This is a genomic window from Pseudomonas sp. Ors-4-3C, assembly GCF_055755035.1.
Window position 1 is genome coordinate 3,609,464 of the sequence record NZ_CM146900.1, and the last position, 12,851, is coordinate 3,622,314.

The 12,851-nt window shown below is 61.0% G+C and carries 11 protein-coding genes; 5 read left to right on the plus strand and 6 right to left on the minus strand.

Annotation, left to right across the window (positions count from 1 at the left end; genetic code table 11):
• Nucleotides 1-13 precede the first annotated feature (13 nt).
• Entirely contained in the window at nucleotides 14-2,959 is a 2,946-nt protein-coding gene (locus ACVHNU_RS16160; RefSeq protein WP_473017806.1) for an HD domain-containing phosphohydrolase, read from the plus strand.
• On the opposite strand, the gene ACVHNU_RS16165 is transcribed toward ACVHNU_RS16160, so the two are convergent.
• Nucleotides 2,960-3,442: a GAF domain-containing protein gene (locus tag ACVHNU_RS16165; protein ID WP_473017807.1), complete on the minus strand. Its 483-nt coding sequence runs from the start codon at nucleotides 3,440-3,442 to the stop codon at nucleotides 2,960-2,962.
• Nucleotides 3,439-4,329 carry an ATP-binding protein gene (locus ACVHNU_RS16170; RefSeq protein ID WP_003226753.1) on the minus strand — a complete coding sequence of 297 codons (891 nt, stop codon included), beginning with the start codon at nucleotides 4,327-4,329 and terminating at the stop codon, nucleotides 3,439-3,441. Before ACVHNU_RS16170 ends, ACVHNU_RS16165 begins: the two co-directional genes overlap by 4 nt.
• 166 nt (nucleotides 4,330-4,495) lie before the next feature.
• Between ACVHNU_RS16170 and ACVHNU_RS16175 the strand changes: the two genes are divergently transcribed.
• Nucleotides 4,496-6,817, plus strand: a complete 2,322-nt coding sequence (locus ACVHNU_RS16175; RefSeq protein WP_473017809.1) for a hybrid sensor histidine kinase/response regulator — start codon at nucleotides 4,496-4,498, stop codon at nucleotides 6,815-6,817.
• Here the strand turns inward: ACVHNU_RS16175 and ACVHNU_RS16180 are convergent.
• The 3 genes from ACVHNU_RS16180 to msrB form a co-directional block, all read right to left on the minus strand.
• Nucleotides 6,801-7,262: a MarR family winged helix-turn-helix transcriptional regulator gene (locus ACVHNU_RS16180; protein ID WP_045122566.1), complete on the minus strand. Its 462-nt coding sequence runs from the start codon at nucleotides 7,260-7,262 to the stop codon at nucleotides 6,801-6,803. The two genes, ACVHNU_RS16175 and ACVHNU_RS16180, sit on opposite strands and share 17 nt — an antisense overlap.
• Nucleotides 7,259-7,744, minus strand: a complete 486-nt coding sequence (locus ACVHNU_RS16185; protein ID WP_003226757.1) for a glutathione peroxidase — start codon at nucleotides 7,742-7,744, stop codon at nucleotides 7,259-7,261. The genes ACVHNU_RS16180 and ACVHNU_RS16185 overlap by 4 nt, the downstream gene beginning before the upstream one ends.
• Nucleotides 7,745-7,910: 166 nt before the next feature.
• Nucleotides 7,911-8,306, minus strand: coding sequence for a peptide-methionine (R)-S-oxide reductase MsrB (gene msrB / locus ACVHNU_RS16190; protein WP_003226759.1), 396 nt, complete (start codon nucleotides 8,304-8,306; stop codon nucleotides 7,911-7,913).
• A 223-nt stretch (nucleotides 8,307-8,529) separates the two neighbouring features.
• Here msrB and ACVHNU_RS16195 point away from each other — a divergent pair, with 223 nt between their 5' ends.
• Nucleotides 8,530-9,741, plus strand: a complete 1,212-nt coding sequence (locus ACVHNU_RS16195; RefSeq protein ID WP_103483824.1) for a pyridoxal phosphate-dependent aminotransferase — start codon at nucleotides 8,530-8,532, stop codon at nucleotides 9,739-9,741.
• A gap of 304 nt (nucleotides 9,742-10,045) precedes the next feature.
• A complete protein-coding gene (htpX, locus tag ACVHNU_RS16200; RefSeq protein ID WP_045122567.1) occupies nucleotides 10,046-10,933 on the plus strand; it encodes a protease HtpX in 888 nt (295 codons plus the stop codon).
• A gap of 200 nt (nucleotides 10,934-11,133) precedes the next feature.
• Here the strand turns inward: htpX and ACVHNU_RS16205 are convergent, their stop codons facing one another.
• Nucleotides 11,134-11,790 (minus strand): thiopurine S-methyltransferase, encoded by a 657-nt coding sequence (locus tag ACVHNU_RS16205; RefSeq protein WP_473017811.1) that lies wholly within the window; start codon nucleotides 11,788-11,790, stop codon nucleotides 11,134-11,136.
• 104 nt (nucleotides 11,791-11,894) lie between these two features.
• On the opposite strand from ACVHNU_RS16205, the gene ACVHNU_RS16210 reads away from it, so the two are divergent.
• Complete coding sequence (locus ACVHNU_RS16210) at nucleotides 11,895-12,662, plus strand: DODA-type extradiol aromatic ring-opening family dioxygenase (RefSeq protein ID WP_473017813.1); 768 nt, start codon at nucleotides 11,895-11,897, stop codon at nucleotides 12,660-12,662.
• Nucleotides 12,663-12,851: the final 189 nt, after the last annotated feature.

The window sequence follows — 12,851 nt, forward strand, 5'->3', positions numbered from 1 at the left end:
TGGAGAGTCAGCAATGCCCAGCCCACTGCGCCCGGATCAACGCCGGTTCCCGTTGCACGTGCACATCAGCGTCATGTTCACGTTTCTGCTGTTGCTGACCGGCGTGGTGCTGGGACTGTTCAATTATCGCCAGACCACCCGAATCATCCTGTCGAGCAGCGAAAACCTGTTCAATCGCATCGAACAGGACGTGCGCCTGGACCTGCATTCAACGTATGAACCGATCCGTCACCTGCTGAGCCTGCTGGCCGACAACCAGGCGGCCGGGGCCTCGAACCTGCAACAGCGTCTGGCGCTGCTCAAGCCGTTCAGTCAATCACTCAAGGACAACACCGATCTCGCTTCGCTGTATCTGGGCTACGGCAACGGCGACTTCTTCATGGTCCGGCCGTTGCGCACCAGCGCCCTGAAAACCCTGCTCAAGGCACCGCCGGACGCGGCCTATCAGGTCTGGAGCATCGAGCACGACGCCAGCGGCATCGCGTCGTCGCAGTCACTGTTCTTCGACCAGGCGCTGATGCCTGTCGGGCACCAGGACAATCCCGACGACCGCTACGATCCGCGCACCCGCAACTGGTACACCAACGCCCTGCAACAGGGCGATCAGATCACCACCGAACCCTATGTGTTTTTCTCCACGCACAACGTGGGCACCACCCTGGCCCGACGCAGCGGCGCAACCAGTGTGATCGGTGCCGACCTGACGCTGGAAGCACTCTCGGCCACCTTGCTCAAACACGTGGTTACCCCGTCTACCGAAATCGTGTTGTTCGATGCCGATGGCAATGCCGTGGCCTATCCGGACAGCCGCCGGCTGATTGTCGACGACAGCAGCGCACGCCTGGCCAAGGCTGCCGACCTGAGCCCGAATCTGTACGCGTTGCTGTCCACCACGCATCCGGGCAAACGGCTCGACGTCGATGGACGCCGCTGGATCGTCGCCCGCAGCAATCTGCAAGAGGGCGGCCCGAGAGGTCTGCAGATGGCCCTGCTGGTGCCGGAGGACGAGTTGCTGGCCGACGCCTACCGTATGCGCTGGCAAGGGGCACTGATCACCCTCGCGACCTTGCTGCTGTGCCTGCCGCTGGGTTGGCTGACCTCGCGGATTCTGGTCAAGCCGTTGCATGCGCTGGTCAAGGAAGCCGATGCGATTCGCAGCTTCGATTTCAACTTTCCGGTTACCCGTCGCTCGCCGGTTCTGGAAGTTGATCAGTTGAGCCTGTCGATGGCCCGCATGAAGGAAACACTCGCCAGTTTCTTCCGCATCACCGACAGCCTGTGCGCCGAAACCCGCTTTGCCCCGTTGCTGCAACGGGTGCTGTTCGAAACGGTGCAGATCGCCCAGGCGCAAGCGGGGTTGATCTATCTGCGCGAAAACGATGGCAACCGAGTGGAGCCTTACGGACTGGTAATTGATGGCGTCTCGCAGGAACCGGGCGAGTTCGCTGTGCTGGGCCGGGATCTTCTGGCCGATCAAGGGCCGGCGTGGTTCCAGCAACTGATCACCGCTGACAACGTGGTCAGCAGCCTTGGCTTTGAACAGGCCGGGGACTTGCAGAAAGTCTTGTTGGCCATGCAATCGCCGCGCATCCACCTGATCGGTATCCGCCTGCGCAACCGGCACAACGAAACCATCGGCCTGCTGCTCCTGCTGATCAACGACAGCGGCAGCGCTCAGGACCTGGAAAAACTGCGCCCGGATCGCATCGCCTTCCTGCAAGCAGTCTCCGGCGCGGCGGCGGTGAGTATCGAAAGCCAGCGCCTGCAAGCGAAGCAGAAGCAGTTGCTCGATGCGTTCATCCAGTTGCTGGCCGGCGCCATCGACGCCAAGAGCCCGTACACCGGTGGCCACTGTCAGCGCGTGCCGGAACTGACCCTGATGCTCGCGCAGGCCGCGGCCGCCAGTCAGGCGCCGGCGTTCCAGAGCTATCAGCCCACCGAAGACGAATGGGAAGCCCTGCACATCGCGGCCTGGCTGCACGATTGCGGCAAGGTCACGACGCCGGAATATGTCGTCGACAAGGCCACCAAACTGGAAACCCTCAACGATCGCATCCACGAAATCCGCACGCGTTTCGAGGTGCTCAAGCGCGATGCCTGGATCAGTTACTGGCAGGCACTGGCGCTGGGCGGCAACGAGGCGCAACTGAGCGCCCTGCGTGACGCCACATTGGCTGAACTGGACGACGACTTTGCCTTTGTTGCCCGTTGCAATCTGGGCGGCGAGGCCATGGCGCCAGCCGACATGCAGCGTCTTGAGCGCATTGCCGAGCGCCGCTGGACGCGCACCCTCGATGATCGACTGGGGGTGTCATGGGAGGAAAACCGCCGTCAGGCGCAAACGCCGGTTGCGAATCTGCCGGTCAGCGAGGCACTGCTGGCGGACAAACCCGAACACCTGATCAAGCGCGCCGACAGCGAACTGATTCCGGAAGACAACCCGTGGGGGTTCAAACTGGATGTGCCGCGCTACAAATACAATCGCGGCGAACTCTACAACTTGAGCATTGCCCGGGGCACGCTGACCCGTGAGGAGCGCTACATCATCAATCACCACATGGTGCAGACGATCCTGATGCTCAGCCACCTGCCCTTCCCCGGACATCTGGGCAGCGTTGCGGAAATTGCCGGTGGTCATCACGAAAAAATGGACGGCAGCGGCTACCCCAAACGCCTGAAGCGCGACGACATGAGCCTGCCGGCGAGGATGATGGCGATTGCCGATATTTTCGAGGCGCTGACAGCGGCGGATCGGCCGTACAAGAAAGCCAAATCCTTGAGCGAAGCCCTGGGGATCATGGCCACCATGTCCCGCGAGGCACACATCGACCCCGAGCTGTTTGCGCTGTTCATCAACGACGGGGTGTACATGCAGTACGCCGCGCGGTTTCTCGATCCGCGACAGATCGATGCGGTGGACTCGGCCAGCCTGCTGCGCAAGGCTGGCCTGAGCGCCTGATCAGCAGTCGGTCAGACGCAGGAAGATCGCCGCCAGTTGCTCGATACCGGCCTGATCGTCCGCGCCGAAACGCGCGAGTTTCGGGCTGTCGAGATCGAGTACGCCAATCAACCGACCGTCCTTGACCAGTGGCACCACCAGTTCGCTGTTGGAGGCGCTGTCGCAAGCGATATGACCGGGGAACGCATGCACGTCTTCAACGCGCTGGGTTTGCCGACTGGCCGCTGCCGCGCCACACACACCGCGCCCGAACGGAATGCGCACGCAGGCGATCTGGCCCTGGAACGGACCCAGCACCAGTTCTTCGTTGCGATTGAGGTAGAAACCGGCCCAGTTCAAATCATCGAGCTGGTTGAACAGAACCGCCGAAAACTGCGCGGCGTTGGCGATGAAATCGCGCTCGTCCGCCAGCAGCGATTCCAGTTGTGCGGCCAACAGGCCATAGCCTTCGAGCCCCTGGCCGCTTTGTTGCAAATCAATCATGCCTTGTGCTCCAGCAATTTCAGTCCCACCCAGTAACGGGCGAATTGGTACGCGCAACGTCCGTTGCGATTGCCGCGCCCGGTTGCCCAGCGCACGGCGAGGATGTCCAGCTCTTCATCGCGCTGCCAGCTCAAGCCAGCCTTGGCGGCCAACTGGCCGATCCAGTGTTCGACGACGTTGAGGAAGTGTTCCTGGGTAAACGGATAAAACGACAGCCACAGGCCGAAACGGTCCGACAAGGCGATCTTGTCTTCCACCGCCTCACTCGGATGCAGTTCGCCGTCGACGCGTTTCCAGTTTTCGTTGTCGCTTTCCTTTTCCGGCACCAGATGGCGGCGGTTGGAAGTGGCGTACAGCAAGACGTTGTCCGGTGCCTGCTCGAGCGAGCCGTCTAGCACGCTTTTCAGCACTCGGTAGTCGCCTTCACCGGATTCGAACGACAGATCATCGCAAAACAGCACGAAGCGCTGCGGCAGTTTGGCGATCTGCTCGACCACGCGCGGCAGGTCGGCCAGATGGTCACGCTCGATCTCGATCAAACGCAGACCGGCGCTGGCGTGTTCGGCCAGCAGCGCACGCACCAGCGACGATTTACCGGTGCCGCGCGAGCCCCAGAGCAGCGCGTGGTTGGCCGGCATGCCGTCGAGAAACTGTTGCGTGTTGCGCCCCAGTTGCTCCAACTGACGGTCAACGCCGATCAGGTCGGACAGGCGCATGTCGAGGCTGACTTCCAGCGGCAGCAAATACCCGCTGCGCCCGTCACGCTGCCAGCGCGCCGCGAGGCATGTTTCCCAGTCGATCACCGGGCGCGGCGCCGGCAACAAGGGTTCGATCCGCGCCAGAACCGACTCGGCGCGTTCAAGAAAAGCATTTAATCGGGAATCCACGTCTTCTCCTCGGGCACGTTCAAAGCAATGATGGTGCTTCAGCGACGACAATCAGATCAACAACCCCCGCTCAGGCCTTGTTACAAGGCGATTCGGGAACCTCGGTATCCATACATGATCGACTATGCTTGAGCAGCGAAGGGAAACGGAAGTGGTTCAACACCCCATGGATATCAAATTCACCCACCGGCTGTCTTACAAGCAAGCCAGATTCACTGTGCTGGTCGGGTTCATTCTGGGCACGCTGCTCAGCCTGCTGCAAATCGGCATCGATTATGCCAGTGAAGACGCCTCCATCAACCGTGAAATCCTGTCTTTGCTGGAAATCAGCCACAATCCGGCATCGCGCATCGCCTACAACATCGACGCGGAACTGGCGCAGGAACTGACCCTGGGCCTGTTGCGTTCGCCGGCGATCATCTCGGCGCAAATGACCGACAACAACGGTAACGTCCTGGCCAACGTCAAACGCCCGGAACTGCAAAGCGGTTATCGGGTGATCAGCGATTTCCTGTTCGGCGCCAAACGCCAGTTCGAAGACCGCCTGTACCTCGACCACCTGCCCAACGAATCGCTGGGCACGCTGAGTCTGGAAGTCGACACCTACGCGTTCGGCAGCCGGTTCCTGCGCCGCGCCGAAGTCACCCTGCTCAACGGTTTTGCCCGCAGCCTGATCCTCACCGGCATCCTGCTGGCGCTGTTCTACGTGATGCTGACCAAGCCACTGGTGCGTCTGATCCGGGAGCTCAGCGCGCGCGACGCACGCAGCGCAGAACCGACGACTCTGGAATGTCCGGCCGGCCACGCCAACGATGAGATCGGCGTACTGGTCAAAGTCGCCAACCAGCAGTTCGACAACATCGCCACGGAAATCCAGCAACGCCGCAACGCCGAAAACCGCCTGACCGATTACCTCGGGCAACTGGAACACATCGTCTCGGCCCGCACCGCCGAGCTCAAGGCCATCAACACCCGGCTCAGCCAGTCCAACGAGGAACTGGAGGTGGCCCGCAGCACCGCGCTGGACATGGCCGAAGCGCGCTCGGCATTCCTTGCCAACATGAGCCACGAGATCCGCACCCCGCTCAACGGCCTGCTGGGGATGATCGCCCTGTCCCTCGACGGGCCACTGAATGCCGAGCAGCAGCAACAGCTGTCGATTGCCCACGACTCGGGCAAGGTGCTGGTGGAACTGCTCAACGATATTCTCGACCTGTCCAAGTTCGATGCGGGGCAACTGGAGCTGGAACACATCCCGTTCGACCTCGGCTCGCTGATCGAGGACACCGCCAACCTGCTGTCGCAGAACGCGGCGCCCAGCGTCGAATTGACGTGCCTGATCGACCCGCACTTCCCCGCGCTGGTGCTGGGGGATCCAACCCGGGTACGGCAGATTGTCAGCAACCTGCTGTCAAATGCCCTGAAGTTCACCCGGTTCGGCCGGGTCGATGTGCGTCTGTCAGCGCATAACGACGGGGTGCGCATCGAGGTCTGCGACACCGGCATCGGCATCGCCCAGGAAGCCCAGGTGAAAATCTTCCAGCCGTTCACCCAGGCCGGTGCCGGTATCACCCGCCAGTACGGCGGCACCGGCCTCGGCCTGGCGCTGACCTACAACCTGTGTGAAGCCATGCAAGGCCGATTGACCATCAGCTCCGAGGCCGGTTTCGGCAGTCAGTTCTGTGCCGACCTGCCGTTGCCGTGCCACACCCGGGCGGTGATGCCGCCGCCGTTGCAGGGCAAGGTTCTGGCGATCACCGCTGCCAGCAGCGGCCTGGCGGAACTGCTCAAGACGCTGTTGCCAGTGTGGGGCGTGACCTATGAGCAGCGCAGCATGGACGATCCGCTGCTGGGCCTGTCTCCCGACCTGGTGATCACCGACTGCCCGGAATGCCTGTTCAGCCTGCGCCCGACGCTCAGCACGCCGATCCTGGTGGTGACCGCTTATGGCAGCTTCATGCCCAGCGAAGAAGCCGCGGCGCTGGCGCCATTGCAGCAACAGGCCCGACCGCTGGCGCGCAACGCGCTGTTTCAGATCCTGCGGCGCATTCTGCTGGCCGACATCACCACGATCAACGATGCGCGCCTCGAGAGCGTGCCCGTACAACGGCGCGGACGGGTACTGCTGGTGGAGGACAATCCGGTCAACCAATTGGTGGCCAAGGGCATGCTCGGCAAGCTCGGTTGCGATGTGGTGGTCGCCGCCCACGGTGCCGAGGCGCTCGATCAACTGGAGCACGATGAATTCGATCTGGTGCTGATGGACTGCAACATGCCGGTGATGGACGGCTACGAAGCGAGCCGGCAGATCCGCCAGAGCGGGCGCTGGCCACACCTGCCGATCGTCGCACTGACCGCCAACGCCATGTCCGAAGAACGCGAACGCTGCCGTGCGGCCGGCATGAGCGATTACCTGGCCAAGCCGTTCCGCCGCGAAGAGCTGGCGGCGGTGCTCGACCAGTGGATTCCGACTACGTCAGTGCTTTGATCTGCCCCAACAGGTGATCGAGGCCGTTGCGCAAATCGTTGAGTCGATCGAGATCCACCCCGCTGTCGCACAACAACCGGGCCTTGAGTGGCCCGACCTGCTCGCGCAGCGCCTGACCTTGGGTGGTCAGGCTCAGATGCACTTCACGCTCGTCGCGCGCCGAACGCTGGCGCTGCACCCACTGCAATTGCTCAAGACGCTTGAGCAACGGCGTCAGGGTGCCGGAGTCCAGCGCCAGCCGCTCGCCCAAGGCCTTGACCGTCGGTTGCTCCGGCGCTTTGTCCTGCCATTCCCACAGCACCAGCATCGCCAGGTACTGCGGGTACGTCAGGCCAAGCTGATCGAGCATCGGCTTGTAAGCGCGAATCACCGCCCGGGACGCGGCATACAACTTGAAGCACAACTGACTGTCGAGCTTCAGCGAATCGTCGGGCAGGCTGTTCATTTGAGCAGAGCTTCGATCTCGCCGCTCATGTCCTGCGGCTTGGTGGTCGGGGCGAAACGCTTGACCAGTTGCCCATCCTTGCCGATCAGAAACTTGGTGAAGTTCCACTTGATGCCCTCGGAGCCGAGCAGACCCGGAGCGCGCTTTTTCAACTGCACGAACAGTGGATGCGCGTCAGAACCGTTGACGTCGATCTTCTTGAACAGCGGGAAACTCACGCCGTAGTTCAGCTCACAGAACTCGCTAATCGCGCCCTCGTTGCCCGGCTCCTGCTTGCCAAACTGATTGCACGGAAACCCCAGCACCACCAGGCCCTGATCCTTATAGGTCTGCCACAGCTCTTCCAGGCCTTTGTATTGCGGGGTGAAGCCGCATTTGCTGGCGGTATTGACCACCAGAACGGCCTTGCCGGCGAAATCGGCCAAGGTCTTTTGCTCACCCTTGATGGTGGTGACAGGGATATTCAGCAGGTTGTCGCTCATGATCCGCACTCTGAATTCTGGAAGAAGGCGTAAACATAGCGAGCAATTAAATTGCGTGCAATTTAATTAACTGCACATAACCCTGTAGGAGCTGCCGAAGGCTGCGATCTGTTGATCTTGAAAATCAAAAGATCGCAGCCTTCGGCAGCTCCTACAGGGGCTCGCATCACTCGCGCGGCTCGAGATTCAGGCACACCGAGTTGATGCAATAACGCAGGCCGGTCGGTGGCGGACCATCGGGGAACACGTGGCCCAGATGCGCATCGCAGCGGGCGCATTTGACCTCGGTGCGGATCATGCCGTGGCTGGTATCGCGGATTTCGGTCATGGCGCTTTCGCCGATCGGCGCGTAGAAGCTCGGCCAGCCGCAGCCGGAATCGAATTTGGTCGTGGAGTCGAACAGCGGCTCGTTGCAGCAGACGCAGTGATAGACGCCGTCAGTCTTGGTGGCGTTGTATTTGCCGGAGAACGGCCGTTCGGTCGCACTGAGCCGGCACACGTTGTACTGCTCGGGGTCGAGCATCGCACGCCATTCTTCCAGGGTTTTTTCCAACTTTTCCATCATCACACCTCAGCGGCTGAAAAAGCCCGATCTGTACCTTTTCCACGGATCGGGTGGCACGTATGATTGCGCCTCGTCACACGCCAGTCTGGCAGTCAGACCGGGCGCATTCAAACGGATTCTCGGCGCCACGGCGCAAGACTCCGCCTGTGCGAAGACGCAGGAATCCCAGTACGGTTGGCCATTCGCCGTCTGGATCGTTCATTTTCGGGATCACAACGCCATGCAGTTCAGCAAATCGAACAAGCTCGCCAACGTCTGCTACGACATTCGCGGCCCGGTGCTCAAGCACGCCAAACGTCTGGAAGAGGAAGGCCAGCGCATCCTCAAGCTGAACATCGGCAACCCGGCACCGTTTGGTTTCGAGGCGCCGGACGAAATTCTCCAGGATGTGATCCGCAACCTGCCGACGGCCCAGGGCTACAGCGACTCCAAAGGCCTGTTCAGCGCGCGTAAAGCGGTGATGCAGTACTACCAGCAAAAAAATGTCGAAGGTGTCGGCATCGAAGACATCTACCTGGGCAACGGCGTGTCCGAGCTGATCGTGATGTCGCTGCAGGCACTGCTCAACAACGGCGACGAAGTGCTGGTGCCGGCCCCGGACTACCCGCTCTGGACCGCCGCCGTGAGCCTGGCCGGCGGCAATGCCGTGCACTACCTGTGCGACGAGGGCGCCGACTGGTTCCCGGATCTGGCCGATATCAAGGCCAAGATCACTCCGAACACCAAAGCGATGGTGATCATCAACCCGAACAACCCGACCGGCGCGGTGTATTCGAAGGAGGTGTTGCTGGGCATGCTCGAACTGGCCCGCCAGCACAACCTGGTGGTGTTCTCCGACGAGATCTACGACAAGATCCTGTATGACGATGCCGTGCACATCTGCACCGCTTCGCTGGCGCCGGACCTGCTGTGCCTGACGTTCAACGGTCTGTCGAAATCCTACCGCGTGGCGGGTTTCCGCTCCGGCTGGATCGCCATCTCCGGGCCAAAACACAATGCCCAGAGCTATATCGAAGGCATCGACATGCTGGCCAACATGCGCCTGTGTGCCAACGTGCCGAGCCAGCATGCGATCCAGACCGCCCTCGGTGGCTACCAGAGCATCAACGATCTGGTGCTGCCGCAAGGTCGCCTGCTCGAGCAGCGCAACCGCACCTGGGAGTTGCTCAACGACATTCCGGGCGTCAGCTGCGTCAAGCCGATGGGCGCGCTGTATGCGTTCCCACGGATCGACCCGAAAGTCTGCCCGATCCACAACGACGAGAAATTCGTCCTCGACCTGCTGCTCTCCGAGAAGCTGTTGGTGGTGCAAGGCACGGCGTTCAACTGGCCGTGGCCGGATCACTTCCGCGTGGTGACCCTGCCCCGTGTCGATGATCTGGAAATGGCCATCGGCCGCATCGGCAACTTCCTCAAGTCCTACCGCCAGTAACCGGTCGACAGTGCGCAACGTGTCCTGCGTTGCGCGCTGTCTGATTCAGCAACACTTCTGCCCTCCCCGCCTCACTGCGCCTTCTACACTTGCGATTGATATGGCTTATACGCGCCTGACGTAATGGCGGCGGGTGGCGGCTGCCTGTCACCCCTTTCGGTTTCGGTCGTGGGCAACGACCTGCAGACCCAGGAATCCGCTGTAGGACACAGTTTGAAATAGTCACTCGGTTGAATCACCCGGTGCCGCACCTTATATACCCCGCAGTACGCTACATCTTTAGCTTGAGGAGATTTCTACAACCATGATGCGCATCCTGCTGTTTTTGGCCACTAACCTGGCGGTCGTGCTGATAGCCAGCATCACCCTGAGCCTGTTCGGCTTCAACGGGTTCATGGCGGCCAACGGGGTTGATCTCAACCTCAGTCAGCTGCTGGTTTTCTGTGCGGTCTTTGGTTTCGCCGGTTCGCTGTTCTCGCTGTTCATCTCCAAGTGGATGGCGAAGATGAGCACCAGCACCCAGATCATCACCCAGCCACGCACCCGGCATGAGCAATGGCTGCTGCAAACCGTCGAGCAACTGTCCCGCGAAGCCGGGATCAAGATGCCCGAAGTCGGTATTTTCCCGGCCTACGAGGCCAACGCGTTCGCCACCGGCTGGAACAAGAACGACGCGCTGGTCGCGGTCAGCCAGGGCCTGCTCGAGCGCTTTTCGCCGGATGAAGTGAAAGCCGTGCTGGCCCACGAAATCGGTCACGTGGCCAACGGTGACATGGTCACCCTGGCGCTGATCCAGGGCGTGGTGAACACCTTTGTGATGTTCTTCGCGCGGATCATCGGCAACTTCGTCGACAAGGTGATCTTCAAGAACGAAGAAGGCCAGGGCATTGCCTACTACGTGGCAACGATCTTCGCCGAACTGGTTCTGGGCATCCTCGCCAGCGCCATCGTCATGTGGTTCTCGCGCAAGCGCGAATTCCGTGCCGACGAAGCCGGCGCACGTCTGGCGGGCACCAACGCAATGATCGGCGCACTGCAACGTCTGCGTGCCGAGCAGGGCCTGCCGGTGCACATGCCGGACACCCTGAATGCCTTTGGCATCAACGGTGGCATCAAACAGGGCTTTGCCCGCATGTTCATGAGCCACCCGCCGCTGGAAGAACGTATCGACGCGTTGCGTCGTCGCGGTTGATCAGTTTGACGCAGTAACGAAAAGGCCCGCAGTGATGCGGGCCTTTTTTGTACTCGGGATTATGGATTGCCTGTTCTGGCCTCTTCGGGAGCAAGCCCCCTCCCACAGTGGTTTTTGGTGTATTCGAGATTGTTATAACACCGACGATCCCTGTGGGAGCTGGCTTGCCAGCGATGAGGCCAGCCCGGCCAATAAAAAACCTATCGGCCAGAAACCCGATACACCCGCTCCTCCAACCGCGTCACTCCCGCCTGCAGAAACTTCCAGCTCTCCCCCAGCACATCCTGCTCTTCCAGCATCCGCACCTGCCAGTCACCACCCAGCAACCGCTGCACCTCATCATCGGCCACTGCAAACGGTGGCCCGGACATTTGCGCCTGATCGTAATCCAGTGTGATCAATAACCCTTGCACGCCCGGCGGCAGGATCTGCTGCAGATGCTCTGCATAGCGCTCGCGCATGGGGGGCGGCAAGGCAATCAGCGCTGCCCGGTCGTACAACGCAGCACAGTCAGCTACATCGTCTGCCGTCAGCGCAAAGAAATCACCGCACCACAACTCGATGGAATCCGCGCGATAGACCTTGAACGGCCCTTTGTCGCTGACCTGCGGCGTTACCTGATGCCCGCTGAAAAAGTCCTCGATGGCCTTCTGCGACAACTCGACCCCGAGCACCTGATGGCCGCGCCCTGCCAGCCACAGCAGATCCAGGCTTTTGCCGCACAACGGCACCAGCACCCGCGCGCGGGCCGGGATGGCCAGCGGCGCCCAGTGACGCTGCAGATACGGGTTCACCTCAGGCAGGTGAAAGCCGATCTGATTGGATTCCCACTTCTTGTGCCAAAACTCAGGCTGCATGCATCACCCCAAAAAAATCGATCAAAAGGCGTTAAAACTTATATTAGATTTAGATCAATGATCTGACTGAAGATGAGGCCATCTTACCGCTCAGGAACCTCTCCATGTTTCCCAGCCTGTTTATCTCCCACGGCTCGCCCATGCTGGCCCTGGAACCCGGTGCCAGTGGCCCGGCTCTGGCGCGTCTGGCGGCCGAACTGCCCCGCCCCAAAGCCATCGTCATCGTTTCTGCGCACTGGGAAAGTCAGGAACTGCTGGTCAGCAGTAATCCGCAACCAGAGACCTGGCATGACTTCGGCGGTTTTCCCCGTGCCTTGTTTGAAGTGCAATATCCGGCACCGGGCAATCCGCAACTGGCAGGCGAAATTGCCGAACTGCTGAACGCTGCCCATCTGCCGGCACGCCTTGATCCGCAACGACCGTTCGATCACGGCGTCTGGGTGCCGCTGTCGCTGATGTACCCGCAGGCGGATATCCCGGTGGTACAGGTGTCGCTGCCGAGCCGCAGCGGCCCGGCGCTGCAAACCCGTGTCGGACGTGCGTTGGCAAGCCTGCGCGATCAGGGCATTTTGCTGATCGGCTCCGGCAGCATCACCCACAACCTGCGCGAACTGGACTGGCATGCCGGACCGGAAAGCGTCGAGCCATGGGCACGGGACTTCCGTGACTGGATGATCGACAAGCTGGAGGCGAACGATGAGGCGGCGCTGCACGATTACCGTCAGCAGGCACCGAACGCCGTACGCAGCCATCCGAGCGATGAGCATTTGCTGCCGTTGTATTTCGCCCGCGGTGCGGGGGGCGAGTTCAGCGTGGCGCACAGGGGATTCACAATGGGTGCGTTAGGCATGGATATCTATCGCTTCGGATAAACGCAGAACCAAAAGATCGCAGCCTTCGGCAGCTCCTACAGTGGGGAATGAGTACACCCTGTGTAGGAGCTGTCGCAGGCAGCGATCTTTTGATCTTCGATCTTCGATCTTTGCTCTTTCAGACAGGCAAAAAAAATCCCCGAACCAGTCGGGGATTTTTTATGTTCGATCAATCAGCCCGAGGGCGGA

Coding starts and splice junctions, on each gene's coding strand:
- ACVHNU_RS16160 (WP_473017806.1), top strand. CDS start 14: ATGCCCAGCCCACTGCGCCCGGATCAACGCCGGTTCCCGTTGCACGTG.
- ACVHNU_RS16165 (WP_473017807.1), bottom strand. CDS start 3,442: ATGATTGATTTGCAACAAAGCGGCCAGGGGCTCGAAGGCTATGGCCTG.
- ACVHNU_RS16175 (WP_473017809.1), top strand. CDS start 4,496: ATGGATATCAAATTCACCCACCGGCTGTCTTACAAGCAAGCCAGATTC.
- ACVHNU_RS16180 (WP_045122566.1), bottom strand. CDS start 7,262: ATGAACAGCCTGCCCGACGATTCGCTGAAGCTCGACAGTCAGTTGTGC.
- ACVHNU_RS16185 (WP_003226757.1), bottom strand. CDS start 7,744: ATGAGCGACAACCTGCTGAATATCCCTGTCACCACCATCAAGGGTGAG.
- msrB (WP_003226759.1), bottom strand. CDS start 8,306: ATGGAAAAGTTGGAAAAAACCCTGGAAGAATGGCGTGCGATGCTCGAC.
- ACVHNU_RS16195 (WP_103483824.1), top strand. CDS start 8,530: ATGCAGTTCAGCAAATCGAACAAGCTCGCCAACGTCTGCTACGACATT.
- htpX (WP_045122567.1), top strand. CDS start 10,046: ATGATGCGCATCCTGCTGTTTTTGGCCACTAACCTGGCGGTCGTGCTG.
- ACVHNU_RS16205 (WP_473017811.1), bottom strand. CDS start 11,790: ATGCAGCCTGAGTTTTGGCACAAGAAGTGGGAATCCAATCAGATCGGC.
- ACVHNU_RS16210 (WP_473017813.1), top strand. CDS start 11,895: ATGTTTCCCAGCCTGTTTATCTCCCACGGCTCGCCCATGCTGGCCCTG.